Below are 24,516 nucleotides of genomic sequence, written 5' to 3'. Positions count from 1 at the left end.
AAACACCATGTGGTTCTCTTACCCTTGCGTAGGGAGTTCGTGGTGGTTCATGAAAACTCACAAGAAGATCTGACCACCATACCGGTGGCGCAATACGTTCGGATGTCAACCGAACACCAGCGCTATTCCACCGACAACCAATCGTTGGCCATCGCTGAATACGCAGCCGCACACAAGATGCGGATCATCAAGACATACACAGACGCAGGCAAGAGTGGCTTGAACATCAGGGGACGTCCTGGCCTTCAACAACTGCTTCAAGACGTCGAGAATTCCGCCGTTGAGTTCCGCGCAATTCTTGTATACGACATCAGCCGATGGGGGCGCTTCCCTGACCCGGATGAAGCAGCCGTTTACGAGCAAACCTGCAAGCGGCGCGGTATCAAGGTCATTTATTGCGCCGAGCCGTTCACCAACGACGGGTCACTGTCTTCCACAGTCATGGTCGGCCTGAAGCGCAGCATGGCGGCGGAGTACAGCCGTGAGCTGTCGGTCAAGGTCTTCGCTGGACATCGCAACCTGGTGCAACGAGGCTATCGTCAAGGTGGCGCACCAGGCTTTGGCCTTCGACGCCAGTTGATTGACGAGCAGCACAACATCAAAGCAATCCTTGCGAGGGGTGAGAAAAAGAGCATCCAGACAGATCGGGTGCTGCTCATCCCTGGACCGGCCGAAGAAGTCGAAACTGTTCGACAGATTTACCGGATGTTTCTTGATGACGGCATGCCCGAGCGCGTGATCGCCTCGACCCTGAACAGGCGCGGCGTGTTGACGGACCTTGGCCGCCTATGGACACGGGGCACCGTTCATCAGGTCTTGACCAACGAAAAGTACGTCGGCAACAACGTCTACAACAAGACGTCATTCAAGTTGAAGATTGAACACAAGCGCAATACGCCCGATGAATGGATCCGCAAGGATGGCGCCTTCCCTGCCATCGTCCCAACAGACGACTTCATGCGCGCGAGGGCCATCATTACGGCCCGATCCAGGCATCTCGACGAATCGCAGATGCTCGACCTACTCAAGTGCTTGCTTGAAAAACACGGGGCGCTGTCTGGGCTTCTTATCGATGAGGAAGACGGCGTCCCCTCCAGCTCCGCCTATCGCACTCGATTCGGCAGCTTGCTGCGCGCCTACAGCCTGGTTGGCTTCAACCCCAAACGTGACTTCGCATACCTGGAAATCAATCGGGAACTGCGCCGGCGACATCCTGACCTGATCGCCGAGATCTCTCGGTGCATTTCATCCGGCAGGGGCTGGGTCCGACAAGACGCTGAGAACGATCTTTTGATCGTCAATGACGACTTCACCGTCTCGGTCGTCATCGCTAGATGCAAGCCCACTCCCGCAGGCTGTTATCGATGGCGCATCCGCCTGGACACGAGTCTTCGGCCGGACATCACCGTCGTGGCACGCATGAACGCCACGAACAGCACGGCACTCGACTATTACGTGCTGCCCTCAATCGACTTCTCTGTCGATGCGCTCCCCACGATGGAACAAAACGGCTTTGTTCTTGACGCCTATCGCACAGACACGTTGGATGACTTCTACACCTTGACGGCACGTGTTCCACTTGAGGAGGCAGCATGACCAACACATCGAAGAATCAAGTCGAGATGATTCCCATCGACGAGATCATTGTCGCCAACCCCCGTGTCCGCAACAGCCGGATCCATCAGGAAATCACCGACAACATTTCTGCTGTCGGCCTCAAACGCCCCATCACGGTCCGACGCCTGCCTCATGGCGAGGAAAAGTCATATGCGCTCGTTTGCGGCCAGGGCCGACTGGAGTCGTGCAAATCGCTGGGCCACGAGCACATACCAGCCATCGTGGTGGACGCTAACGAAGAGGTCGGACACGTGATGAGCATCGTCGAGAACATTGCGCGGCGCACACCTCGCGCCAGCGAAACGATTGAACAAGTGACAGTGCTCCGGGCAAGGGGGTACAGCGACGCCGAGGTTGGCAAGAAGATTGGCTGCTCCGCGTCGTGGGTGAACAATGTCGCCACCCTCCTGGAGCGTGGCGAGAAACGCCTGCTTGCGGCGACAGAGGCCGGTCACGTGCCGTTGCATGTGGCGGTTCAAATCTCCCGTGCATCTGAAACCGAAGCTCAACAACTGCTGCACGACGCCTACGAGAGGGGTGACCTCAAGGGGAAGAAGATCAGCGTGATGCGACGGATCCTGGAGCACCGCATGCGCAGCGGCAAGCGCCATGGACCGGAGGTCTATGGCGCGAAGAACCCCTCCCGACATCTGAGCCCTGAAGACCTTGCGAAGCTGTACCAGCGCAACACCGACGAACACAGACGCATCCAGAAGAAGGCCGAGCATGCACAGGAGTCCTTGATGCTGTCAAAACAGATTTTCAAGGAGCTGTTCACGAGCACAGATTTCTGTGCGTTGCTGAAAGCCGAGAAGTTGACCAGCATTCCCCAGCCGCTGGCCGAGAACGCGCAGATCGGGGGGCTCTTCTAATGGACCGCACAAACAAACCATTGAAGCTGGGCTTCGAGCGCGATCTGGTCGAGGTCTCGCTGAACCTGCTTCTGGGCTCAAAGCCTCAGCCGGCGACACTCCAGCAGAGTGTCAAATACTCGCAGATCCGGGCATCCATCAAAGCCATCGGAATCGTCGAGCCCCTGGCCGTGATCCCACATCCGGCACATCAAGGGTCGTACATGGTTCTTGACGGTCACCTCCGACTCGAAGCGCTCAAGGAGTTGCAATCCGAAAGCGCTTTGTGCCTCATCTCGAAAGACGATGAGGCCTACACGTACAACAAAAGAGTCAATCGGCTATCGGCCATTCAAGAGCACCGCATGATTGTGCGCGCGGTGGATCGTGGCGTCTCCCCCGAGACACTGGCCAATGCCCTGGACATTTCCAAGGCGGCCATCATTGCCCGATTCAAGCTGCTTGATGGCATCTGCGACGAAGCCATTCGCCTTCTGGCCGACAAGCCGGCCTCCAGGTCGATGTTCAACGTGCTGCGCCAGATGAAGCCACTGCGCCAAATCGACGTTTCCAAGTCGATGATTGACCTGAACAACTACTCGGTCAAGATGGCCATGGCCATGTTGCAGGCCACCGCACCAGAACAGTTACTGGATGAGGTCCGCATCAAGACCCAGCAGAGCAGTTCTTCAGAGACGCTCAACCGGTTGCGGCGGGAACTCGCTGCGGTTCAGGCAGACACGAAGCTGCTGGAGGAGCGCTATGGGCCTGACAACCTGCAACTGGTGATCATCAAGACTTACATCAAGACCCTGCTGGAAAACGCCAAGGTGGTCCGCTGGCTTGCGCGGAATCACGGTGAATACCTTCATCAACTGCAGCTGATTGCAGATCTTGAGAACCTGGCTACCTGACCATTCTCAGCAAGTGATCACGGTAAAAGACACAGTGCATATGCTGTCGCGGTTTGAAGCAAAGTGGAGGCGTCGTCGCCGCAACGATGGCGGCGTGTCGGCATGTGGCCGCAATCGTTGAACAGCCTTGACGGGCTGGACGCATCAACCTTTCGAGTTGTCCCCAATCGGCCACCATGCCTGATTTCTGGCGAAATCACGCCCAGCGGCCACATTCTTTGAGCTACGAGAACGCAGCTCAAAGAATGTGCAGTGCGACGTGGGGACAACGTTTCTGATGCGGCGCGTCCTACTGAACTGTGCGAGGTAGGGCGTCAACAAGGAGTGAAGACTGTGGCGACCTTGTGCCGAACATGTGGGGGCACTGTGTGAAGACGGTGTTAACAGCATGTCGTAGATGGGGCCACCAATGTGACAACCATTGGGTGAAAATCACGCGAGTCAGTTGGTGGTGGAAGCCGCTTTCAACCAAGTCTCCACGTCGGCGAGGCAGGGTGTATCCAGAATGGTCAAGGTGATTCCGAGTGCGTTTGCAACCTCGGCCCCGTGGGTATCCTCGGCCTCGCTGAAGCCTTCCAATTCGGCATGACTCCAGGTCATGTCTTGCCTAGCGATCAGTCGATCAAGAACCACTGATACCGGATTACGGATCAACAGCAGAGATGAACAACTTAGCGCGCGGAACACATCAACAGACAACCGCTCATGAACACCAGGCGCCCGACGAAGCACAAAATGGCCGTCCAAGACAAGCGTCGCGCCCCCCAGTCGAATGCGCGTGGCAGCCGCGATGAGCGCACGCTGATTCAGCTCCACGTCCGAGACCACCTTTCCGGCGTCCCATGAGGCCAGGCCTCGCTCTTCCCTGATAAGTTGGCTGGCGGTCGCATGTATCAGCCCAAGCTTCTGGCAAGCTGGCTTGGTGGCAAAGGTCTTACCTGCGCCGTGAATTCCGGCAACAAAGATGGTCATTCGAGTTCCTCAACGAGTCCAAACTGCTTGCCGATGCGACGAAGTTCGTTTGCGCTCAGATAGCGATATGACTGGGGGGCCCGAAAGGCTTTGAACAACGACTTTGGCGAAATTGGTTTCGATGGAAGCGTCACCCCACCGAGCAAGACCCCATAGGCTTGGCTCTTGCCACTGAAATACTCCATCAGTTCCTTCCGTTCGAGCCCGGGCCCGCGCGAACGACATTTCGTCCACACCGAGGAAGGTGACGCCAGGACAGTGCCTTCAATTTCGACAATGCCAATGAGGCGTTGGACGGGCGAGCTGGAATACACGACGGCCAAACCAACAGGCTTGGCGGCCCATGACCGGCGAAATTCCACCGTTTTGGTCCCAGCGATGATCTGATCAGCAAACCGTGGTTTGACTGATAGCAGGATGGCCCTAGGCCCCTGAGGCTGTAAGCACTCTTGAAAACGCGTCATCGGAAATCTTCGTGATGGATTGAATGTTGCCCGCGACCACCCCATCCTTCCGGAGGCGCTGGAAATTGGTCGGAGCAAGAAAGTGTTTGATGAGCCTAAAGAGAATGACCTTCGTTGGCCTTGCGGCCATGGCTTCGATCTCTTTGATGCTGTACACCGTACGCCGACTGACCATGGCGGCGATCATGGCGGCATCGCTGAGCTCCTCGAACTGGTCAACAACACCCAGCGATGTGATCGCTTGCTCGTCTTCTGACCGATAAAACAGAAGTATGTCGCCAGGGCGAATTTGCTTTGAAGCGGCATAGCAGAGGTAGGCCAGCTTGATCGCATTTCCCACACTGCCGCGCGTCGCAAAAAGTTGGGGCTGAAGTGCGTGATAGTCAGGAAAGAGAATCTGATGGAAGCCTTGCTGGATCGGAACCAGGAACTTCTGTACGTGATGGTCGGCTAGATAGTGGGGGAAAAACTGTCGTACATATTCAAGTGCAGACAGCTCCCCTGCTTCCGGAGCGTTGACAGGGTGCCGCTTCACAAAGACCCGATCAGACCCGTAAGTGCCGACGTCATCGAACCCGAAATCAACGAGAAGGTTCACCAAATAGCCGTGCTGCTCCACATCCGCATGGATGAAAATGTGTTCGCAGGCATTCTCGGTCCCGAACCGAAATGCGGCTTTCAGAAAAAGTTCGCCGATCTTCCGACCTCGCACGCTCTGACCTACTTTGAATGTGCAAAGCTTGAGCGCCTTCCCCTCAAGGCGATGCCCTTCCTCTGTTATGACTTCGTCTGTCTGAACGTCATACACGCAGAGCGCCCCCAGCACACCAGCCTCATCTCTGTAGACCCAGGCCTTCCGATTCTCGCGGGACTTTTTGCGGAACCAGTCGTCGAACCCGGTGTAGCCATCACGCAAGCTATCGAAGAATGCGCTCGACAGCTCAGGCGTCAAGCTGTGCAGCGGCACATCGTCGATGTTTGGTAAGGTAACGTCGAATGGCTGATGCAATCGCCGCAGCCAATCCTCTGCCGTCTGGATGTTGTATATGCGATGGCCAAGCCCACGTCCACGGGCCTTCGTCAATAGTCCTTTGTCTTCAGTGACGAGCGCGTGTGCCGCATCGCATTCAAGCGCGTACAGGATTTCGTTGTCACAGGCATCATTTGGGCTTGTGGTCGGCAAATTCCAGGGACACTTGGCTGGGTTCTCAAGTGCTGGATACCGACGAATGTGCTCCAAATTTCTAGCCCTACGAGCTGCGTCCGCATCCCGCCCAAAATCTTCGAGGCTGGCCGGGTGGTAGACAAGCCGGTGGCCACCAGTCAGCGCCAAGCGATGAAAGCTTGCAAGGCAGTCACTCAAAACGGCGTACGAGTCCTGAAGGGGAATCAGGACATTGGTATCGAGTAGAAGCGTGAGTTGCTTCGGCACTGGTTTCCTCCCTGTGACCTGGCAGACATTTTTTTGATTGAAATTTGTCGGATGAGCCCGGCGTCGGACCGTGCTAAAGCACCTCGTCTTGCGATGCCACCATCCACACCCGTTTCAGCGGCAACTCGGCCTTGAGGTCATCGTCCAGACGCTCGTACTGTTCAAATAGATGTTCGAGCAATTCTTTCTGCGTCCACAGGCGCAGCCGGAAGAACTGCGACGCCAGCTCCTTCTGCACATTGCCCTTGAAGCCTCCCCATGCCACAAACAGGCCTTGGTCGGCGTTGAATTTCGTCATGGCGCCCAGAAGCTTGTCCACAGGCTCCCGGCCAATAGCCGAATCCTCGGATTTCACCTCCACGCACAAGCGCGGCACAGAAAAGCCCAGGGGGCCAGAGCCCGCGAGGATGTCCGCTCCGCCGTCAGCGCCTTCAGGGCTGCGGTAGGTGGTGTAGCCCTGCGCCTTCAAGATTCCTTCTACCAATCGGGTCAGCCCGTGCCCCTTGAAGCGAGCCGAGACCAGTGCAGCGATCTGGTCACGGGCCAGCTCGTCCAGGTCAGTGTCGGCGGCCTCTGCATCGGTGGTCGTTGCTGTAGCGGCTTTCGCAGGCGAAGCGAGCGTTTCCGCCTTCCACCCGTTGACGCGCATGGCAGCGATGCGCAGCTCTGCGTTGTTGCGTTGGATGCGGCAGATGGTGAGAAACGCCCCAAAGGAAAACAGCAAGTCCTTGCCGAAGTGCGTTCGGGGAATGGCCTCGCCGATCCACTTCACTGCTCGGGAATGGAAGAAGGGGTTCGGGCCGTCTTTCTCAGCGCGGTAGTCCCCGGTGATCTCGCCGACGTAGACTGCAGATTGAGTCTTCAGCGGAAGCACCACGAGGTCGCCCTTTTGCATCTCGTGTGCGAAGGGCCAGACCTGACTCACCCAGTTCTGCACAGCCTTTGGCTTCGCCTCTGGGTAGCGCTCCGTCATCACCGCAGTCAAGTCACCACGCTGTTGCAGCTTGGACAGGTCCAGGTTCAGGTCATCCCAGGTCACATAGACCCGCCCTTCTTGGATGAACTTCTGCTCGTACTCACCGTGCGACCCCGCACGAACCAGCCAAATCGCCATTTTTCCTCCCAATTTGTCCGTTTTTTAACCCTTGCCGGACGTCGACGGACAACCACGGACGTTGACGGACTTTCGCTCCGTAGCCTAAAATTGCGCCAACACGGCCCCTCTCGGCGACTCTGCTTCGGCAGGGAAGCTGCTGAGGGGTTTTTTTATTGTCTGTGCTTACCAGTTTGCCTCCCAGCCGCCAGGGGCACCCATGCCAGCGACGTTCAGGCCAACGTGCGACAGGTCGGGGAAGGCGAGCAGATGTGCTTTCATACGATCAGGCCAGCTTGACCGAGGGTTGACCACGCCCAGCAGATGTCGGGTGATCCTCAAGAGCAAGAAGCAGCGTGCCCGCGCGTGCGCATCGGTCTCAAACGGTGTGACCCAGGCCTGCTCTGCAGACGACGGCAGCTTCGGCTGATCGACGATGTTCCGATTCCAAAGACGGCTGTGGTGCGCACAGACATTGCGCAGGTAATTCAGACTTCGCAGCCATGTCGCGAACACCCGGCCGTTGCTCACTCTGTACTGGCTGGCAATCGCATCTTGCTCGGCCTCACGAAGGCCGTTGAACAGCGTCGAAAGCGTGCCGAAGTCCCACACCTCGCAGGCCACCCAGATCGCCAGTGGTAGGCCGTATTTCGTCCGGTTGTGCCGAACGAATTCTTCCCGGGATCGGCCGATCAACTGCGCATGCTTGCCCAGCCACTCGTGGTGCCGGGTGACGCCGGAATCCTTGTCGAGCTTGACGCTGAACTCGTCGTGGAAGAGCTCGGGCTTGAGGTAGGCAAAGCGGTCAAGTTGCCCGAGGGTGTGGGACACGTCCACGCGCAGCGCGACTTCAATGCGCTCCAGCGCGTCCATAACCAGCAGCCGAAGTTGCTTGTCGAACACGTACAGGTCCACCGCATTTTGGAAGGTGGTCCCAGCCCTGAAAGCATCGAGGGCGATGCGCTCTTCGCGCACCTTCTTCGGCTTGCGACCGAGCTCATCCAACAGGCATAACGGCTCGCTGCGTTCGCGGAACGCGAACCAGTAGCCGCTGAGGCGGTAGTAGCCAATGCGCTCCAGGTAGTCCAGCGCCCGAGCTCGGTCGGTGACGACCATGCCCCGGCCGATCAACTTGTCCAGTTGATCGGCATAGCTCTTCCAGGGTTTGGGATAGCTCACGCGGTGGGCCTTTCCGGGGAGTCAGGGCAGCAATGGCAGCCCCAGCTCCTTGAGGAACTCGTTGTGCTGCTGTGTGGCTGTCTTGATCTTCCGATCCAAGGCCACCAACTCCTCGTGCACCTTCGCTAGGTCGATCTCTTCTTCGTCCTCCGCAGTGCTCACGTAGCGTGAGATGTTCAGGTTGAAATCGTTCTTCTCGATTTCTTCCATGCTCACCCGGCGCGAGTAGCGCTGCTCTTCCTTGCGGAACTGGTAGGTGCCGATGATCTTGTTGATGTGCTCAGGCTGGAGCACGTTCTGCCGCTTGGCCTTGTCGTACTCCTCGGCGGCATTGATGAACAGCACGTCGTCCGGCTTCTTGCACTTCTTCAGCACCAGGATGCAGACCGGGATACCCGTGGAGAAGAACAGGTTGGCGGGCAGGCCAATCACCGTGTCGATGTGCCCATCCTTGAGCAGCTTGGTGCGGATAGGGTTTCGTCCTTCAGGCGTGACATGGCAGCGTCTCGTCAATGGTGTGCCGCAAATGTACTGCCTTTGCATGCATTTTTGCGACGCAAAGTTTTGCCGTACCTGACCAGCGTCAGGCGTGATTGGGGCAATGAACCTCTTCATTGCCCCAATCTGCGGATGGGCTACCTTATTTCGGTCGCAATACGTGCCCAAGCGGGCAGCTAACCCAAGGCTTTCATCAGCCGCTCGGCTCGGGCTGATCTAGGTTCTCTGACGCGTCCGCAGTACCGCTTGGAGACGCATCTTTGACGGGCCGTTCTGCCTCCACGCTCACAGGCTGCAGAAGATGGCCACGCCTCCCTTGCGATGCCGTCCCGTAAAGCCTTTGAGTCTTGTCAGACAGGTGTCCCAGTCCACGACTGACAGCACCTGCATCACCAATCCGCTTGCCATCCGCTGCCCACTGGTGTCGCAAGCAGTACGCCGTGATTGGTTGCGGATGTGCGGGCCAGAGACTGGCAGCCAATCGCCGCACCTCCGCAGAGAAGTTGCCCGCGTGGTTGATCTGGACGACCAAGGGCGATTGCTGAGACTGGCTCAATGCCTCTTTGAGCTTCAGCACCAGAGGATGGTCATCGTCTTCAGCATATCGAATGCACCGGGTGGGCTGTCCTTGTGATTTCTTGACCTTGGCCCCGGGAACCAGCATCTGAATCAGTGATCGCGCAGTTTCAGCATCGACCACCCGAGAGACCTTGATGCCTCGCTCCAGCTCGGAAGGGCGACACCCGGTCAAGGCTGCCAGCAGCAGGGCGTCGGCGTACCGACCGGTGCCACCTCGTTGGCATAACTGCTCCCGCCAGTCTGAGGGCAGTCCGCCCAGTGCAACTCTCTTGCTGCGGCGCCGTGCCCTCTTGCCCACCAGGCCCTGCCGTCGGAGTTCAATGACCGATTGGATGTGGCCGATTTGCTCGTCGAGCGTGCGCAACCACTTCTGAGCTCGCTCTGCGGTCACCGGCTCCACGATGCTGTCCAGCAGTTCCAGCTGCCTCGACTGCAAGGTGAAACGCAGCGCAGCGATCCGCTTCTGGAAGGTGGTTGGGCGGCGGGTGTCTGACACCGCACCGACCAGCCCACCATCAGCAGTTTTGGCGCGTGTCAGCAAGGTCTGTCCGAGTCGCAGATAGTCGTGCTCGGTATTGGGTGAGCGACCGGTTCTGCGATTGCGCTCCGAGGCGATTTGTTGAATCAACTCCGTGGCATGCAGCAGCTTGGCCTTCAAGTCTTCGATGAGATCATTCATGCGAGCCGCCCTTCAGCTTGGCCGCAGCAAAGACTTGCTTGGCGACGGGAGGTGGTGAGGCGTGCAGTTCCAGTCCTCCGCCAAAAGGTACAACCTTCGCCTTTGGGTAGACCATCTGGACTTTGTGAAGGCCATGCAAAAAACCACGTCGGAAGGTTTCCTGCGCATGCCGCCCTTGCGGCTGATGTACAAACTGGCGCATCAGGGCAGCCCACGGGATTGCGACGGGGGCACTTTGAATTTGGTGAAGGCGGTAGGCCAGCCAGGTATAGATGTCCAAGGCAAGAGCCGAGCCCTTCAGCGCGGCAAGGGCACGACCATCCAGCGGCACGCTGTGTTCGATGAGCTCAGCGTAAAACTCTGCACTCAGCACAAGAAGCCCCGGCCAGCGCGAGCCCGATCCGAAGGAGCGCGGCTGCCAGGCATCAAACTGCTGAATGGGAAGGCTGTTGACAGTTCGCCCTTGAAACCCAAGCTGCAGGCGACACGCAGCCAAGGCATGCATTTGCCGCCGAAGCATCCGATACCAATGCCCTTGGAGGTCATGTCCCAGCATGGAGAGGAATTCTGCAGCGCTGCGCCCGAGGTCAATCTCGCAACTCCTGTGCCGCAACGCGAGCGTTGAAACACAGGTCAGCGCAAGTCGTGCTGTGGCGCCATATGGCACTGGCTGCTCTACCGGTCCCTCCCCCTCATCTAGCAAGCCTGCATGGATACTCAGCCACGCTGCCCCAACGGTGTGGTGGAACTCTCTTTCCTTGACTTGGCTTCGGGGCAGCCCGATCTGACTCATGATCGAGTGACAGAACATCAGTTCGTCGCCTGTGGGGGCATCCATGCTGATGGCAACATTGGCATTGATCAGCTTGGCGGCACTCATTGGGCGCCCCCTTCCTCGCATGCGCGAGTTGCGGCCGTTTGAGCCCACCTTTCACGAGCCAACTGCTCCACTTTGGTCGGCCTTCCACGTGGGCGCCGAGGGGGTGGAGGTTCGGCGGGGCGGTTGGACTCGATCCAGGCCAGCACTTCGTGCTCCCACCAGCACAAGCGCCGACTGTGCGGCATCTTGAACGGTGCGGGGATCAGGTGCTGGTACTTCTTGTTGGTCGCGCATGTCCTGATCGTGGTTGCCGTCTTGCCGATCAGTGCGGAGAGTTCTTCAATTCGAATGCATCGAGGGATGCCACCGCTCTGGGTGGCCGGACGTTTGGTCATTTTCTTCACCATCGCGAAGCGTTGGGCGACACGGTCGCCTTAACAGCGCTTTCGAGCGCTGCGACGCAAATTCAGCGATGGACGGCTCGGGGCGGCGGCGTCGCCCGGAGAGGTGAGACCGAGAAGAAGCGGCGGGCCAGTGCATTCCACCGAACGCGGGCACCTTCGTGGTACGGCTCGTTCTTTCGACGAACCAACTCGTCATGTGCTGGCGACCAGATGAAGTAGATGGAAGCCAGAATGCCCACGATGCACATGGTCACGGCCAAGGCCAGCGCGTGAGTCACCAGTCCGCCAGTGATGCCGGAAAAAATCGAAGGCGCCAAAAACATGAGCACCATCAGGATGCCCATGATCGCGCAGCAGCGAACAGCCGCACGCATCCCAGCCTCTCGGTATTTCGTGAGAAGCTGTTTGGGAATTGGGGTGAACGGTGCGAGATGCATGGCTGTTCGTAACAGTACAGATCCATGCAGAGCCTGTCAAAGGCCTAATCTGCGCGCCACCAGTGGTTGCATTCATGCCCATTCAAGTCTTGGGACAAATTTGGGACACTGAGTCCGGAAATTTGCTTTGAAACGACATTCATGACGATTCAAAGAAAAAAGCCCAAGTGCTTGATTCACTTGGGCTTTTTGGTGTGTTTTTTGGTCGGGGTGAGAGGATTCGAACCTCCGGCCTCTACGTCCCGAACGTAGCGCTCTACCAGGCTAAGCTACACCCCGATTCAGATTCCGACTGCCAACCAATCAGGAAGACCGGTGAATCGAATCGAGCGACAATTCTAGCAGAGCTTCGCGCCACTCCGAAGGCGGCAAGGCGGCCAGACACTTTTTCGCCACGTCCACCTGGGCCTGTGCCGCCTCACGGGTGACCTCCAGCGCGCCGGTCGCCTTCACCACCTCGACGATGTCGGGCATGCGCTCGACCTCACCGTGGATGATGGCGTTGCGGATCATCTCGCGCTGCTCGGGCGTGCCGCGCGACATGGCCGCCAGCAGCGGCAAAGTAGGCTTGCCTTCACGCAGGTCGTCGCCAATGTTCTTGCCCAGCTCGGCCGTCGTGCCTTCGTAATCCAACAGGTCGTCGATCAGCTGGAAGGCGGTGCCCAGGGCGCGGCCGTAGGCGGCGCAGGCCTCTTCCACTTCCGGCGACGCGTCGCTGATCAAGGCGCCCAGGCGGGTGCTGGCCTCAAACAGCTTGGCCGTCTTGTATTCGATCACGCGCAGGTAATCGTCCACCGAGATGTCGGGGTCGTGCATGTTGACCAGCTGCAGCACCTCGCCTTCGGCGATCACGTTGGTGGCTTCGGCGAGCACTTCCATCACGCGCATGCGTCCGGTCGAGACCATCATCTGGAAGGAGCGTGAATACAGGAAGTCGCCCACCAGCACGCTGGCCGCATTGCCGAACATGGCGTTGGCCGTCTGGCGGCCACGGCGCAGGTCGGACTCGTCGACCACATCATCGTGCAGCAGCGTGGAGGTGTGGATGAACTCCACCACCGCCGCCAGCTCGTGCATCTGCGAGCTGTTGCAGCCCAGCGCGCGCGCCACCAGCAGCAGCACCATCGGGCGCACCCGCTTGCCACCCGCGTTGACGATGTAGTGCGAGATCTGGTTGACCAGCGCCACTTGCGAAGACAAACGACGGTGAATGACCTGATCGACCTCGGCCATGTCGGGCGCGGCGAGGGTACGGTAGCTGGCGGGGGAGGTGGAGGTGCTCACGCGGGGTTGCCGAGGAAACGCCCGGTCAAGGGCAGACCCGAGATTATAGGAAGGCTGCGGGTTTCCCTGCACCGATATTCCACAGGACAATACAGGGGCACCCGGCTTTTTCTCCTCAGGTCTGCACATGTCCGCCTCTCACGCTTCCGACACCTCCGCCCCCCTGCCTTCGGTCGAGCTGCGCCTGGCCATCATCGGCGCCGGCCCGGCCGGCCTGAGCCTGGCCCTGCAAGCCGCACGCGCCCTGCCCGCAGCCCGCATCACGGTGTTCGATGCCCGCCCTGCCGACAAGGACGTGCGCGCCGATGCCCGCACCCTGGCCCTGTCACAAGGCACCGTGCAGGAGCTGCATCGCATGGGCATCTGGGATGCCATCGAAGCCAGTGGTCACAGTGCCCCGATCAAGGCGGTGCACGTGTCCCAGCAGCAGCCCACCGTCTTGTGGCCCGGGTCGCAACAGCCCGCCGTGCGCATCAGTGCCCAGGAGCAAGGCGTGCCCCAGCTGGGCGCGGTCGTGAGCTACGGCACCCTGGTCGCGCCCTTGCAAGAAGCCTGGCTGAAGGCCGTCAGCGCCGACGAGCACCGTCTGGCCATGCGCTTTGGCACCCCGGTGCGCGGCTTCAAGCCCCTGCCCCAGGGCGTGGAGATCGACGCCGACATCGCCGAATCGTTTGACCTGGCCGTCGTGGCCGAGGGCGGCGTGTTCGCCGATCAACCCAAGCTGCAGTGGCCCGAGGGCGTGAGCCGGGACTACGAGCAGACCGCCTGGGTCGGCCAGGTGCTGCTGGACGACACCAGCGCGCCCGGCGTGGCCTACGAGCGCTTCACCCCCTCCGGCCCGGCCGCCTTGCTGCCCCTGCCTCCGGGCCAGGTGGAAGTCGGCGGCCCCGTCGGCCGACGTGCCGCGCTGGTGTGGTGCGTGCAGCAGGGAGACGACCCGGTGCGCGAACTCAACGACGCCCAGCGCCTCACCCTGCTCAACACCATCTTCCACGAAGAGGTCGGCACGCTCCGCCAGATGTCATCGCTCAAGGCCTTCCCGCTGGGCCTCAATGCGCACCGACGCCTGGTCAGCGACGGCCAGGTGGTGCGCATCGGCAATGCCGCGCAGACCTTGCACCCGGTGGCCGGCCAGGGCTTCAACCTGGGCATGCGCGATGTGCACGAACTGCTCGGTGCCCTCAAAGACCAGACCTGGTCCACGGTGGACGACGATGCCGCGCGCCAGATGAAGGTGCAACGCGCGCTGCGCCGCTTTGAGCGGCGCCGTCAGCCCGACCGCCTGGCCTTGGTGGCTTCCACCGACTTCCTGGCCCGCAGCTTCACGTGGCCCGCCCCCATCCTGGCCACCGTGCGCGGCCTGGGCCTGGGCGCGGTGCAGACGCTGGGCCCGGTCAAGCGCCTGCTGGCGCGCACCATGATGTTCGGCGTGCGCTGAGGCCTCAGCCTCGGTCTTCGCGCTGACCGTGATGCGGCCCCGGGTGCGTCCCTTCACCGACCCCGTTGTCGACTGAAGGATACGCGGCCACCTCCAAGCTGGCATCACAGCCACTGCCCGCCGAGATCAGGCGGCGCACCCAGCGCAGGGCCAAGGCGCGCACAGGCCGTAGCCACCCCAACGCCGCCGAGGCATCGACCGGCACGGCGCCGGCCGACAGCATCAAGCCGCAGTGATAGCGCCCTGCCGCATCCGACCACACCAGGGCCGCGCACGCACCGTGTCGCTTGCGGCTGATCACCATCCCCACCGGGCAAGGCTCGGCCAGACAGCACACCCCACAGCCATTGCAGGGTGCGCCCTCGGGCGGTTTGACGGGGGCGTCAGGGTGAATGTGAATGACCTGGTGCATGGCGAGCAGAGTTTGCGACAATCTTGCCTTATGAACACCGCGACCACCTCCTCCGCCCTTGACCTGCCGGTCGACCAGTACATGACGGCCGTGGGCCAAGCCGCCCGTGTGGCCGCCACCACCATGGCCGCAGCCTCAACCGCCGCCAAGAACAACGCCTTGCTGGCCCTGGCCGCGCAGATCCGCACCCATGCGGGCGAGCTGAAGGCGCGCAACGAGGCCGACGTGATGGCCGCCGAGCGCCACGGCCTGGCCGCCCCCATGGTCGACCGTCTGCGCCTGACCGACAAGGTCATCGAGACCATGGCCGAGAGCTGCGAACAGGTCGCCGCCCTGCCCGACCCGACCGGCGAGATCACCAATGTGCGCCGCCGCCCCACTGGCATCAGCGTGGGCCAGATGCGCGTGCCCATCGGCGTGTTCGGCATGATCTACGAGAGCCGCCCCAACGTCACCATTGAAGCGGCCTCGCTGGCCATCAAGAGCGGCAACGCCTGCGTGCTGCGCGGCGGCTCCGAAGCCATCCACTCCAACCTGGCACTGTGGAAGCTGGTGCAAGCCGCCCTCACCCAGGCTGGCCTGCCCGCCAACGCCGTGCAGCTGGTGCAGACCACCGACCGCGCCGCCGTGGGCCAGCTCATCACCATGCCACAGTACGTGGACGTGATCATCCCGCGCGGCGGCAAGAGCCTGATCGAGCGCATCAGCGCCGAGGCCCGCGTGCCCGTCATCAAGCACCTGGACGGCAACTGCCACACCTATGTGGACAGCGAGGTGGACCTGGACCTGGCCGTGAAGGTGACCGACAACGCCAAGACGCAAAAGTACAGCCCCTGCAACGCCACCGAGTCGCTGCTGGTGCACGTGAAGCAGGCCGACTCCTTCCTGCCCAAGATCGGCGCCGTGTTCGCCGCCAAGGGCGTGGAAATGCGCTGCGACCTGCGCGCCAAGTCCGTGCTGGGCAAGGTGGCCGGTGCCAAGGTGGTGGACGCCACCGAGCAGGACTGGTACGAGGAATACCTCGGCCCGGTGATCGCGGTGAAGGTGGTGGACTCGCTGGACGAGGCGATGGCCCACATCAACCAGTACGGCTCGCACCACACCGACGCCATCCTGACGACCAACCACCCCAACGCCATGCGCTTCTTGCGCGAGGTGGACTCGGCCAGCGTGATGATCAACGCCTCGACCCGCTTTGCCGACGGCTTCGAGTACGGCCTGGGCGCTGAAATCGGCATCAGCACCGACAAGTTCCACGCACGGGGCCCAGTCGGCCTGGAGGGACTGACCTCGCTGAAGTACGTGGTACTGGGCCAGGGCGAAGTGCGCAGCTGATCTGCACAAGCTTCCTGAGCTGACACGAGCCCGGCGCCCTGCCGGGCTCTTTGTTTTGACAACGCCCTTGTGATGCTCGACCTCACCCTCAGCAACGTGAGCCTGATGCTGCTGGCCTCGGCCGGCGCCGGCCTGGTGGACGCCATCGTGGGCGGCGGCGGGCTCATCATCGTGCCCTCGCTGTTTGGCCTGTTCCCTCAGGCCGTGCCGGCCACGCTGCTGGGCACCAACAAGGCGGCGTCCATCTGGGGCACCGGCTGGGCGGCACTGCAGTACGCCCGGCGCGTGAAACTGCCTTCGGCCCGCCTGATGGGCGCCATCGTGGCCGCCATGTTGGGCGGCTTGGTGGGCGCCTGGCTGGCCACCTTGATCCCGGCCGTGCGCTTTCGGGTGGCGCTGCCTTTTGTGCTGGCCGCCGTGTGGGCCTACACCCTTTGGCGCAAGGACCTGGGCCACCACCACGCGCCCCACTGGTCAGCGCGCGGCGAGATGCTGATCGCCACGGGCATTGGCGGACTCATCGGCTTTTACGATGGGGTGTTTGGCCCGGGCACCGGCAGCTTTTTCGTGTTCGCGCTGGTGCGCCTGCTGGGCTGGGACTTCCTGCATGCCAGCGCCGCCGCCAAGCGCCTGAACTTCGCCACCAATGTGGCCGCCCTGGCCTGGTTCATCCCGCATGGGCACGTGGTGTGGGCGCTGGCCCTGCCGATGGCGGTGGCCAATGTGGCCGGCAGCGCGGTGGGCACCCACCTGGCGCTCAAGCACGGGGCCGGCTTTGTCCGCGTGGCCTTCCTGTTGGTGGTGGGCGCCCTCATTCTGAAGACCGGGCTCGATGCGTGGCAGATGCTGTGACGCCGGGTGGCGAAGGAAGCTCACCACACCGTCCGTTCAACTGGCTCGATCAGGTTTCGTCAAAAACTATCAACACCATCAAATCAGTCGAATGGACCAATGACGCCTCAGTCGGAATAATGAGAACCATTCTCAAACAAGAACCCGACTGACAAAGGAGTCCACCATGGCCAAAACCGCAACCTTCGGCGTGATGCACGTGATCACCGCCTTCAGCGTGACCTACGCCATGACGGGCAGCATCGCCATCGCTGGGGTCGTCACCTTTGTCGAGCCCCTCGTCAACACGGTGATGCACTACTTCTTCGACAAGTACTGGGATCACCCCCGGGCTCAGGCCGCTCGCCAGACCCTCACCGGCGTGGTGCAGCAGATCACCCCGCACCGAACGCGCCAACAAGAAGGCCCCGAAGCGGGTCGCGCTGTCGGGGCATGATGAGGCGATCAGGGGTCGAGCTTACTTTTCCACGAAAGCGCGCTCGATCACGTAGTCGCCGGCCACGCCTTGCGAGGGCGAGATCTGGAAGCCACGGGCGTCCAGGATCTTGCACAGGTCGGCCAGCATCGAGGGGCTGCCGCACATCATGGCGCGGTCGGTGGCCGGGTTCAGCGGCTGCAGGCCCAGGTCGGCGGCCATCTTGCCGTTTTCGATCAGGTCGGTCAGGCGGCCCTGGTTGCGGAAAGGCTCACGCGTCACCAGCGGGTAGTAGATCAGCTTGTCGCGGATCAGCTCGCCCAGCAGTTCGTGGTCGGGCAGCTCCTGGCTGATGTAGTCGTGATAGGCCAGCTCGGATACGGTGCGCACGCCGTGCACCAGGATCACCTTCTCGAACTTCTCGTAGGTGTAGGGGTCCTGGATGATGCTCATGAACGGGGCCAGACCGGTGCCGGTGCCGAACAGGTAGAGGTTCATCGCGGGCTTGAGGTCGTCCACCACCAGGGTGCCCACGGCCTTGCGGCTCACCATCACCTTGTCACCCACCTGCAAGTGCTGCAGGCGCGAGGTCAAGGGGCCGTCCTGCACCTTGATCGACAGGAACTCCAGATGCTCTTCGTAGTTGGCGCTGGCAATGGAGTAGGCGCGCATCAAGGGCTTGCCGTTCACTTCCAGGCCGATCATCACGAAATGGCCGCTGGCAAAACGCAGCGCTGGGTCGCGGGTGGTCTTGAAGCTGAACAGCGTGTCGTTCCAGTGGTGAACGTAGGTGACGGTCTCTTGATTGAACGCGGCCATGTTGATTGATCCTGACGAAAACCCTGAATTGTCCCTCAGATCGTCACACAGGCGTCATCCGACCCCGCGCTTTTGGGGCCTTTGCGCTGGCATAAGCTATGCTCAAAAAGTCATAAAAAACATTGTCTTGCACCGTCATGTCACAGGATCCGCGCACCGCACTGGTTGTTTTCTCGGGAGGCCAGGACTCCACCGCCTGCCTGGCCTGGGCCTTGGCACGCTACAGCCACGTCGAAACCATCGGTTTTGACTACGGCCAGCGGCACAAGGTCGAGCTCGATTGCCGTGGCCGCATCCGCACCGAACTGGCGCAGGTTTTCCCCGACTGGGCACCTCGTTTGGGCGAAGACCACCTGCTGGACCTGGGCCTGCTGGGCCAGATCTCGGACACCGCGCTGACCGAATCGCGCGCCATCGAAATGCAGGCCAACGGGCTGCCCAACACCTTCGTGCCGGGGCGCAACCTGCTGTTCCTGAACTTTGCGGCCGCCCTGGCCTATCGCCGGGGGGCCTCGGTGCTGGTGGGCGGCATGTGCGAGACCGACTACTCCGGCTACCCCGACTGCCGCGACAACACGCTCAAGGCCTTGCAGGTGGCGATCAGCCTGGGCCTGGACAGCCCGATGACCGTCGAAACCCCCCTGATGTGGTTGACCAAGGCGCAAACCTGGGCACTCAGTGAGACACTGGGAGGCCAGGCCCTCAACGACCTGATCATCGAGCACACCCACACCTGCTACCTGGGCGACCGCAGTCAGCGGCACGCCTGGGGCTATGGCTGTGGGCACTGTCCTGCTTGTGAGCTGCGTCGGGAGGGCTACGCACAATACCAACACGACAAAGGGAATGCATGAGTACCACACAGATCATCCTGCTGGCTTTGGGCGCCGTCCTGCTGTTTTGGGTCGTCGGGGCCTACAACCGCATGGTGCGCATGCGCAACGAAATCGGCAACGCCTTCGCGCAGATCGATGTGCAACTCAAGCGCCGGCATGACCTGATCCCCAACCTGGTCGAGGTGGCGCGCAAGTACCTGGAACACGAGCGTGAAACCCTGGAGCGTGTGACCGCCGCGCGTGCGCAGGTCATGGCCGCGACCGACATGGTCAAGTCCCATCCCAACCAGAGCGGCCCCATCAAGAGCCTGGGCTTGGCCGAAGGGGTGTTGGGCAGCGCCATGGGCCGCTTCCAGGCCGTGGTCGAGTCTTACCCCGAACTCAAGGCTGACCAGCAGATGACCGACCTGCGCGAGGAGCTGATCCACACCGAAAACAAGGTGTCTTTCTCGCGCCAGTTGTTCAACGACGTCACGCTGGACTACAACAACGCCATCCACCAGTTCCCCACCAACCTGCTGGCTGGCCTGTTCAGCTTCCAGACGGCGGAGATGCTGCAGTCGACCACCTCCGAGGCCGAACGCGCCCCGGTCAAGGTCAGCTTCTGACCGCAGGGGTTCATGCGCTTTCGTCAGCACCAATGGGCCGCCCAGGCACGCACCACCCAGCTCATGCTGTGGTTTGGCGTGCTGGTGGTCGCGCTCACCCTGGCCATCAACCTCTTGCTGGCCCTGGTCTACAAGCTGGTCGTGCCGACGGGCTTCGGCTTTCCGAACCTGTTTTTCGAAACAAACACGGCGGTGGTCGTGTTGTTCGTGGTGGGTGGCGCCTTCGTCGAAACCCAACGCCTGCGGGCGGGCGGGGGCGCGCGGGTGGCGCACTGGCTGGGCGGTGTCGAGATCACCGACCCCGATGACGCGCTGGAGCGGCGCCTGCTCAATGTGGTCGACGAGATGGCCCTTGCCAGCGCGCAACCCGTTCCCCGCGTGTTCGTGATGCGCCGAGAAGACGCCATCAATGGTTTTGTGGCCGGGTGGGGCGCCGACGACCTCGCGCTGACCGTGACCCGCGGCGCGCTGGAGCGCCTCAACCGCGCCGAACTGCAAGGCCTGGTGGCCCACGAGTTCGGCCACATCAAGGAAGACGACCTGCCCTTGAGCATGCGGATGCTGGCCCTGGTGTGGGGCTTATCGCTCATCCACGGTTATGGTCAAACCCTGATGCAACCCAACCAGGACGGTCAGGTCAACCCGCTGGCCTGGCTGGTGGGCCTGGTGCTGACGGCGGCGGGCTGGATGGGCTGGCTGGCCGGTCGCATCCTGCAAGCGGCCATCTCGCGACAGCGCGAGTTCCTGGCCGACGCCAGCGCGATCCAGTTCACCCGCACGCGCGATGGCCTGGGCAATGTGCTGCGCAAGATCTGGCACGACCAGAAGTTGCTGGCGGGCCGCATGCAGCATCCCGCCGCCGAGATGGTGGCCGCCTTGCTGTTGCACGAACCCGGGCAGACCCATCTGCTGGCCTGCCACCCGCGCTTGGCCGAACGCATCCGGCGCGTGTGCGGCACCGTGCTGCCACCCCTGCCGGCGCGCCTGTTGCGTGAAAAGGTGTCCGAGCCGCGTCGACCGCGCGCCCTCACCCCGCCTGAGGGCGCCCTGGCCGCAGTCGCTCATGATGGGCTGGCCTCGGCCGGTGGTGCAAGCCTCGCCCCCCACGCCGCCGTCCAGCACGACCTGATCCAAGCTCACAGTGAAGGTTGGACCGCCCGCCTGCACGCGGACCGGGAAAGCTTGGCACGTCTGCAACGCCTCCAGGGCCCGACCGAGCAGCGTTTGCTGGTGCTGGCACTGATGCTGGACCCCGGCAATGCCGCCGAGCGTCAATGGTGGACGGTGCGATGCCAGGAACTGGCGCACGGTGCCCGCATCCTGGACGACGTGCAGGCCTTGCTGCCCCCGCACCGCATGCCAGAGTTCGAGCGCGTAACCGGACAACTGACCAGTGCCCCGATCGAGTTGCGACGCCAGGTGGTGCTCGACGCGCGCAACCTGCTGCGCGCCGATGGCCGCATCAGTCCACGCGATCGCCTGTGGTGGCTGACCCTGCGCCATCGGCTCAACAGCCAGCCGGGTGGAACGCCCTTGATCCTGCCCATCACGCATCATCACGCCGACATCGCCGACCTCCCTGAGGCCGAGCGCGCGCACGTGGCGGCGCTGAGCGCCTATCTGGCTCGCTTCATCCCGATGCAGGAACGCGCAGACGGGGTTCACCCCGCCTCCCAAGTCTGGTATGACCAGGTCATGCAGCGCTGCGGCGAGGACACGTCGACCAGCTTGATGCCCACGCCTCCGGATGCGGATGGCTTGGTGCACGCCTTGTCGGCCGTTCAGGAGTTGAGTTGGGTGTTGCGCGCCATCTTGGTGAAGGCCTGGGTGGAAGAAGCGTTCAACCACAGCCCTCAGGGCCTGCTCAGCGACGACAGTGCCGATGCCCTGCGCATGTGTGCGTGCCTGCTCGACACGCCCTTGCCCCCGATGCTGGAGGCACACTACCGCGCCACTCGCTGAGCAGCGCGGTAGTCAGAACCGATCAGTCGATCAGCCCTTGGTGAGTCCCAACAGACCGTTACGCAGATCGGGAGGTGCACCCTCGCCAATGTACATGCGCATGTAGATCTGGTAGGCCAGCTTGTCGCTGATCACGAGTGGCTTGCCATCGCTCTCGTTGAGCGAGCGACCATTGTGGGTGGCCAGCCAGCCCCGACCAGGTACCCAGTCCAAGTTGACCACATCGCCCTTGACCACTTCCTTGACGTTCGAGTAAGCGGCCCCGATCAGCCCTATCGGGCCGATCAGACGCTTGAACTCGTCCTCGGTGGCGTGGTCCTTGAAGTCGGCCAGGAAGATGCGCGTGATGGTGGACGAGGTGAAGCGGCGCAGGATGTTGAGCTGGATGCGGCGCACGCCGTCGAGCTTGAAGATCGCTTCGGCCGAGCTCGTCTTCTCCGGCAGATACAAGGCCGTGACGTCGGCCTTGAAGTAGCCGCGCTTGCGCACGCCCGCACCGTTGAGCACCAGCTTCTGGCCATAGGCCGTCACGGTCGGAGCCAGCTCGACCCCCTCCAGCTCGACGCCCTGTGCCATGGCAGGCGCAGCCCAGGGCAGGAGCGTCGAAGCCGCCGCGCCCAGCGTCAACTGGCGCCGCAGGGTGTTGATGGCTTCGGGCTTTTGACGTTCGTCATGCATGGTCATACCTCCAGACAGAAAGGCGGAAGGATCACAGAGGCTTGGAAATGGTCAGCCAGAACGCTTGGCCTTCGGTGCGGTTCTTGGCACCGAATTCTTTGACGAACTTGCCTTCGATCAGCATCTCACCGCCATTCTTCAGCCAAGCGACAGCGGGTCCGATGGCGTTGACGCTGGCTTTGCTGCCCTTTTCCATGTTGATCAAAGACTGTTCGAGAGCAACATTGGATGTGTCGGCCTGGACTTGACGCACAAAGTAGCCCTGGACGCCCACGCGGATGTCTTCCGACACGAAGGCCATGGCCTGCCAGTCAAAGTTGAAGATCTTGCCGCTGTAGTAGCCGGAGTCCTTATTGCGGGTATTGAAGGACATCACCGCACGACCACCCAGATCCCAACCATCGCCGATGAATGCGTACTGCACGGACGGACGGAAGGTGTAGTAGTCACCAAAACCAGGGTTGGCACGTCGCGTGTTCTTGAAGTCACCCACTGGCATGATCACGGTCGGGGCGAAGGTCACCGATTGGTGATCACCGATCTCCCAGTGCATGACAGGAGAGATTTCCAGGTCAGCCACACCCGACGCAGAGCCATTCTTGGCACTCACAATGGATGCGAGAGGGCTGGCGGGATCCACCGTTGTCAGCGCTGCCTTGCGCTTCACGATGGGCAGCATGGCCGTGATGCCCACATGCGCCCCAAGGAAGCGATGGCTGCTGATGTAGCTCAGACGGGGCAAGACCGCGTAGGTGTCCGTATCGATGTTCACCGGTGCACCGAGAACTTGGCGCTGCTTGCCGTCATTGCCTCTGATCTTGTCAGCATGATAGGCCACCATCGGCGCCTGGAAATACAGGCCAGGGACCACCGGCGTGGTCATGTCACTGCCGCCGATACCAGCCGAGTAACGCTGGTTGCCGTTTTCAACGGCCATGGCGCTGGTGGCCGCAGCCAGCGCCAGCACCAGGGCGGATGCCTTCAGAGGGGCGCGGTAAATCGACGACGGGACGGAAGTAAAACGGGGCATTGTGACTCCTTGGTACGCGGGGACAGTCTGTGATCCGCAGCCGGGGACAGATGCCTGATCACCCCCTTTGCGGGATGAGCCAACTTTGCCTCGAGAACTTACGTCTGGGCACAATCTCTGCTGTCTCGGCGCAACAAAAAATCACGGTTTTGCAGGGACTTGTGCCAATTTCGCGGCAGATGAAGGGTAAACCCTCGTCGGGTTATTCACCTTCGCCAAACTTGTCGTTGATCAGCGCCAGCAGGGCCTTCATGGCGTCCTCTTCACGTGGGCCGTCGCACTCGATTTCCACGGTGCTGCCCAGGCCAGCGGCGAGCATCATCACGCCCATGATGCTTTTGGCATTGACACGGCGCTCGTTGCGGCTCATGAACACCTCACAGGGAAAGCTGCTGGCCAGTTTGGTGAGCTTGGCCGAGGCACGGGCGTGCAGGCCCAGCTTATTGCTGATGTTGGCGGTGGTCTTGATCATGGCTGGTAGGTTGGCTGGCCTGGTTTTGAGGCCGACTGGAAGCAATCTGCATGACGCCCTGAGTGCCCCCGGCCAGCGCGCGGGTCACCAGGGTGTCCAGCGGTTCGGAGGCGTAATTCAGGGCACGCCAGAGCATGGGCACATTGACCCCGGTGATCACCTTCACATGTTGGCCATCGGCCAGCCGTTGCACGGTGTTGCAAGGGGTGGCGCCGAACACGTCGGTGAGGATCAGGGCCTCGCCGCGCGGGTCGGCGTCCTGCGCCAGGCTCAACAGCACGCGCGCCTGCGCTTCGAGTTCGTCGCAAGGCAGGTTGGGGGGCACGTCGAGCGCTTGCAGGTGCTGTACCAGCTCGGGAAAACAATGCCCAGCGGCTAGCTTCAAGGCTGAGGCCAGGGGAGCGTGCGCGATGATGAACAGGCCGGGCATGGAGTG

Annotated in this window: 25 protein-coding genes, 1 tRNA gene and 1 pseudogene; 10 read left to right on the top strand and 17 right to left on the bottom strand. The window is 61.6% G+C overall.

The genetic code is table 11. The annotated features are described in order from the left end of the window. The first annotated feature begins 42 nt into the window (after window positions 1–42). Genes AC3WW4_RS04675 through AC3WW4_RS04665 form a run of 3 tightly spaced genes read left to right on the top strand, consistent with a single transcriptional unit; the run spans window position 43 to window position 3,382 of the window. Window positions 43–1,596 (top strand): recombinase family protein, encoded by a 1,554-nt coding sequence (locus AC3WW4_RS04675; RefSeq protein ID WP_488829689.1) that lies wholly within the window; start codon window positions 43–45, stop codon window positions 1,594–1,596. Further along, window positions 1,593–2,489: a plasmid partitioning protein RepB C-terminal domain-containing protein gene (locus AC3WW4_RS04670; RefSeq protein WP_488827220.1), complete on the top strand. Its 897-nt coding sequence runs from the start codon at window positions 1,593–1,595 to the stop codon at window positions 2,487–2,489. Before AC3WW4_RS04675 ends, AC3WW4_RS04670 begins: the two co-directional genes overlap by 4 nt. After that, window positions 2,489–3,382, top strand: coding sequence for a plasmid partitioning protein RepB C-terminal domain-containing protein (locus AC3WW4_RS04665; RefSeq protein ID WP_488827219.1), 894 nt, complete (start codon window positions 2,489–2,491; stop codon window positions 3,380–3,382). The genes AC3WW4_RS04670 and AC3WW4_RS04665 overlap by 1 nt, the downstream gene beginning before the upstream one ends. 441 nt (window positions 3,383–3,823) lie before the next feature. Here AC3WW4_RS04665 and AC3WW4_RS04660 read toward each other — a convergent pair whose 3' ends face one another. From AC3WW4_RS04660 to ispB, 11 genes and pseudogenes are all read right to left on the bottom strand, one after another. Further along, window positions 3,824–4,354 carry an ATP-binding protein gene (locus tag AC3WW4_RS04660; protein ID WP_488827218.1) on the bottom strand — a complete coding sequence of 177 codons (531 nt, stop codon included), beginning with the start codon at window positions 4,352–4,354 and terminating at the stop codon, window positions 3,824–3,826. Further along, on the bottom strand, window positions 4,351–4,818 hold the full coding sequence (locus AC3WW4_RS04655; protein ID WP_488827217.1) for an ASCH domain-containing protein: 468 nt from the start codon (window positions 4,816–4,818) through the stop codon (window positions 4,351–4,353). Before AC3WW4_RS04655 ends, AC3WW4_RS04660 begins: the two co-directional genes overlap by 4 nt. Then, window positions 4,778–6,250 (bottom strand): PIN domain-containing protein, encoded by a 1,473-nt coding sequence (locus AC3WW4_RS04650; protein ID WP_488827216.1) that lies wholly within the window; start codon window positions 6,248–6,250, stop codon window positions 4,778–4,780. Before AC3WW4_RS04650 ends, AC3WW4_RS04655 begins: the two co-directional genes overlap by 41 nt. 73 nt (window positions 6,251–6,323) lie before the next feature. Then, entirely contained in the window at window positions 6,324–7,364 is a 1,041-nt protein-coding gene (locus AC3WW4_RS04645) for a restriction endonuclease (protein ID WP_488827215.1), read from the bottom strand. 165 nt (window positions 7,365–7,529) lie between these two features. Continuing rightward, window positions 7,530–8,522 (bottom strand): Abi family protein, encoded by a 993-nt coding sequence (locus AC3WW4_RS04640; RefSeq protein WP_488827214.1) that lies wholly within the window; start codon window positions 8,520–8,522, stop codon window positions 7,530–7,532. Window positions 8,523–8,543: 21 nt separating this feature from the next. Then, window positions 8,544–8,993: pseudogene (locus tag AC3WW4_RS04635) on the bottom strand (N-6 DNA methylase); the annotation flags it as partial. 220 nt (window positions 8,994–9,213) lie between these two features. Next, entirely contained in the window at window positions 9,214–10,278 is a 1,065-nt protein-coding gene (locus AC3WW4_RS04630) for an integrase (RefSeq protein WP_488827213.1), read from the bottom strand. Continuing rightward, window positions 10,271–11,158: a replication protein RepA gene (locus AC3WW4_RS04625; RefSeq protein WP_488827212.1), complete on the bottom strand. Its 888-nt coding sequence runs from the start codon at window positions 11,156–11,158 to the stop codon at window positions 10,271–10,273. Before AC3WW4_RS04625 ends, AC3WW4_RS04630 begins: the two co-directional genes overlap by 8 nt. A gap of 406 nt (window positions 11,159–11,564) precedes the next feature. Continuing rightward, a complete protein-coding gene (locus tag AC3WW4_RS04620) occupies window positions 11,565–11,939 on the bottom strand; it encodes a hypothetical protein (protein WP_488827211.1) in 375 nt (124 codons plus the stop codon). Between the two features lie 202 nt (window positions 11,940–12,141). Then, a tRNA-Pro gene (locus AC3WW4_RS04615) sits at window positions 12,142–12,218 on the bottom strand. A gap of 24 nt (window positions 12,219–12,242) precedes the next feature. Beyond that, window positions 12,243–13,223, bottom strand: coding sequence for an octaprenyl diphosphate synthase (gene ispB, locus AC3WW4_RS04610; RefSeq protein ID WP_488827210.1), 981 nt, complete (start codon window positions 13,221–13,223; stop codon window positions 12,243–12,245). A gap of 127 nt (window positions 13,224–13,350) precedes the next feature. Here ispB and AC3WW4_RS04605 point away from each other — a divergent pair, with 127 nt between their 5' ends. Next, window positions 13,351–14,661, top strand: a complete 1,311-nt coding sequence (locus AC3WW4_RS04605) for an FAD-dependent monooxygenase (protein WP_488827209.1) — start codon at window positions 13,351–13,353, stop codon at window positions 14,659–14,661. A gap of 4 nt (window positions 14,662–14,665) precedes the next feature. Here the strand turns inward: AC3WW4_RS04605 and AC3WW4_RS04600 are convergent, their stop codons facing one another. Then, window positions 14,666–15,073, bottom strand: a complete 408-nt coding sequence (locus AC3WW4_RS04600; protein WP_488827208.1) for a hypothetical protein — start codon at window positions 15,071–15,073, stop codon at window positions 14,666–14,668. A 30-nt stretch (window positions 15,074–15,103) separates the two neighbouring features. On the opposite strand from AC3WW4_RS04600, the gene AC3WW4_RS04595 reads away from it, so the two are divergent. From AC3WW4_RS04595 to AC3WW4_RS04585, 3 genes are all read left to right on the top strand, one after another. After that, window positions 15,104–16,408, top strand: a complete 1,305-nt coding sequence (locus AC3WW4_RS04595; RefSeq protein ID WP_488827207.1) for a glutamate-5-semialdehyde dehydrogenase — start codon at window positions 15,104–15,106, stop codon at window positions 16,406–16,408. Window positions 16,409–16,480: 72 nt separating this feature from the next. Continuing rightward, the gene (locus AC3WW4_RS04590) at window positions 16,481–17,260 is read left to right on the top strand and encodes a sulfite exporter TauE/SafE family protein (RefSeq protein ID WP_488827206.1); all 780 of its coding nucleotides are present in this window, start codon (window positions 16,481–16,483) and stop codon (window positions 17,258–17,260) included. 166 nt (window positions 17,261–17,426) lie between these two features. Beyond that, on the top strand, window positions 17,427–17,696 hold the full coding sequence (locus AC3WW4_RS04585; RefSeq protein ID WP_488827205.1) for a DUF2061 domain-containing protein: 270 nt from the start codon (window positions 17,427–17,429) through the stop codon (window positions 17,694–17,696). Between the two features lie 21 nt (window positions 17,697–17,717). Here the strand turns inward: AC3WW4_RS04585 and AC3WW4_RS04580 are convergent, their stop codons facing one another. After that, the gene (locus tag AC3WW4_RS04580) at window positions 17,718–18,494 is read right to left on the bottom strand and encodes a ferredoxin--NADP reductase (RefSeq protein WP_488827204.1); all 777 of its coding nucleotides are present in this window, start codon (window positions 18,492–18,494) and stop codon (window positions 17,718–17,720) included. Window positions 18,495–18,631: 137 nt separating this feature from the next. Here AC3WW4_RS04580 and queC point away from each other — a divergent pair, with 137 nt between their 5' ends. The 3 genes from queC to AC3WW4_RS04565 are packed head-to-tail and all read left to right on the top strand — an operon-like array spanning window position 18,632 to window position 21,900. After that, window positions 18,632–19,348, top strand: coding sequence for a 7-cyano-7-deazaguanine synthase QueC (gene queC, locus AC3WW4_RS04575; RefSeq protein ID WP_488827203.1), 717 nt, complete (start codon window positions 18,632–18,634; stop codon window positions 19,346–19,348). Continuing rightward, window positions 19,345–19,938 carry a LemA family protein gene (locus AC3WW4_RS04570; RefSeq protein ID WP_488827202.1) on the top strand — a complete coding sequence of 198 codons (594 nt, stop codon included), beginning with the start codon at window positions 19,345–19,347 and terminating at the stop codon, window positions 19,936–19,938. The genes queC and AC3WW4_RS04570 overlap by 4 nt, the downstream gene beginning before the upstream one ends. A 12-nt stretch (window positions 19,939–19,950) precedes the next feature. Further along, window positions 19,951–21,900, top strand: coding sequence for a M48 family metalloprotease (locus AC3WW4_RS04565; RefSeq protein WP_488827201.1), 1,950 nt, complete (start codon window positions 19,951–19,953; stop codon window positions 21,898–21,900). 30 nt (window positions 21,901–21,930) lie between these two features. On the opposite strand, the gene AC3WW4_RS04560 is transcribed toward AC3WW4_RS04565, so the two are convergent. From AC3WW4_RS04560 to AC3WW4_RS04545, 4 genes are all read right to left on the bottom strand, one after another. Then, window positions 21,931–22,578 (bottom strand): chalcone isomerase family protein, encoded by a 648-nt coding sequence (locus tag AC3WW4_RS04560; RefSeq protein ID WP_488827200.1) that lies wholly within the window; start codon window positions 22,576–22,578, stop codon window positions 21,931–21,933. A 31-nt stretch (window positions 22,579–22,609) separates the two neighbouring features. Continuing rightward, window positions 22,610–23,608, bottom strand: a complete 999-nt coding sequence (locus AC3WW4_RS04555) for a SphA family protein (RefSeq protein WP_488827199.1) — start codon at window positions 23,606–23,608, stop codon at window positions 22,610–22,612. Between the two features lie 202 nt (window positions 23,609–23,810). Further along, window positions 23,811–24,080, bottom strand: a complete 270-nt coding sequence (locus AC3WW4_RS04550; protein WP_300156757.1) for an HPr family phosphocarrier protein — start codon at window positions 24,078–24,080, stop codon at window positions 23,811–23,813. After that, window positions 24,049–24,510, bottom strand: coding sequence for a PTS sugar transporter subunit IIA (locus tag AC3WW4_RS04545; RefSeq protein ID WP_488827198.1), 462 nt, complete (start codon window positions 24,508–24,510; stop codon window positions 24,049–24,051). Before AC3WW4_RS04545 ends, AC3WW4_RS04550 begins: the two co-directional genes overlap by 32 nt. Between the last annotated feature and the right edge of the window lie 6 nt (window positions 24,511–24,516).

Source organism: Aquabacterium sp. TM01 (assembly GCF_057808345.1).
The sequence above is the reverse complement of the archived record's forward strand: the minus strand, read 5'-3'. Positions and strand labels throughout refer to the sequence as shown.

Excerpts from the sequence above, each read along its gene's own strand:
- AC3WW4_RS04545 (WP_488827198.1), bottom strand. The coding sequence starts at position 24,510 with ATGCCCGGCCTGTTCATCATCGCGCACGCTCCCCTGGCCTCAGCCTTG.
- AC3WW4_RS04655 (WP_488827217.1), bottom strand. The coding sequence starts at position 4,818 with ATGACGCGTTTTCAAGAGTGCTTACAGCCTCAGGGGCCTAGGGCCATC.
- AC3WW4_RS04630 (WP_488827213.1), bottom strand. The coding sequence starts at position 10,278 with ATGAATGATCTCATCGAAGACTTGAAGGCCAAGCTGCTGCATGCCACG.
- AC3WW4_RS04560 (WP_488827200.1), bottom strand. The coding sequence starts at position 22,578 with ATGCATGACGAACGTCAAAAGCCCGAAGCCATCAACACCCTGCGGCGC.
- AC3WW4_RS04645 (WP_488827215.1), bottom strand. The coding sequence starts at position 7,364 with ATGGCGATTTGGCTGGTTCGTGCGGGGTCGCACGGTGAGTACGAGCAG.
- AC3WW4_RS04590 (WP_488827206.1), top strand. The coding sequence starts at position 16,481 with ATGCTCGACCTCACCCTCAGCAACGTGAGCCTGATGCTGCTGGCCTCG.
- AC3WW4_RS04660 (WP_488827218.1), bottom strand. The coding sequence starts at position 4,354 with ATGACCATCTTTGTTGCCGGAATTCACGGCGCAGGTAAGACCTTTGCC.
- AC3WW4_RS04670 (WP_488827220.1), top strand. The coding sequence starts at position 1,593 with ATGACCAACACATCGAAGAATCAAGTCGAGATGATTCCCATCGACGAG.
- AC3WW4_RS04665 (WP_488827219.1), top strand. The coding sequence starts at position 2,489 with ATGGACCGCACAAACAAACCATTGAAGCTGGGCTTCGAGCGCGATCTG.
- AC3WW4_RS04555 (WP_488827199.1), bottom strand. The coding sequence starts at position 23,608 with ATGCCCCGTTTTACTTCCGTCCCGTCGTCGATTTACCGCGCCCCTCTG.
- queC (WP_488827203.1), top strand. The coding sequence starts at position 18,632 with ATGTCACAGGATCCGCGCACCGCACTGGTTGTTTTCTCGGGAGGCCAG.
- AC3WW4_RS04585 (WP_488827205.1), top strand. The coding sequence starts at position 17,427 with ATGGCCAAAACCGCAACCTTCGGCGTGATGCACGTGATCACCGCCTTC.
- AC3WW4_RS04620 (WP_488827211.1), bottom strand. The coding sequence starts at position 11,939 with ATGCATCTCGCACCGTTCACCCCAATTCCCAAACAGCTTCTCACGAAA.
- AC3WW4_RS04580 (WP_488827204.1), bottom strand. The coding sequence starts at position 18,494 with ATGGCCGCGTTCAATCAAGAGACCGTCACCTACGTTCACCACTGGAAC.
- AC3WW4_RS04570 (WP_488827202.1), top strand. The coding sequence starts at position 19,345 with ATGAGTACCACACAGATCATCCTGCTGGCTTTGGGCGCCGTCCTGCTG.
- AC3WW4_RS04550 (WP_300156757.1), bottom strand. The coding sequence starts at position 24,080 with ATGATCAAGACCACCGCCAACATCAGCAATAAGCTGGGCCTGCACGCC.
- AC3WW4_RS04595 (WP_488827207.1), top strand. The coding sequence starts at position 15,104 with ATGAACACCGCGACCACCTCCTCCGCCCTTGACCTGCCGGTCGACCAG.
- AC3WW4_RS04565 (WP_488827201.1), top strand. The coding sequence starts at position 19,951 with ATGCGCTTTCGTCAGCACCAATGGGCCGCCCAGGCACGCACCACCCAG.
- AC3WW4_RS04625 (WP_488827212.1), bottom strand. The coding sequence starts at position 11,158 with ATGAGTGCCGCCAAGCTGATCAATGCCAATGTTGCCATCAGCATGGAT.
- AC3WW4_RS04605 (WP_488827209.1), top strand. The coding sequence starts at position 13,351 with ATGTCCGCCTCTCACGCTTCCGACACCTCCGCCCCCCTGCCTTCGGTC.
- AC3WW4_RS04600 (WP_488827208.1), bottom strand. The coding sequence starts at position 15,073 with ATGCACCAGGTCATTCACATTCACCCTGACGCCCCCGTCAAACCGCCC.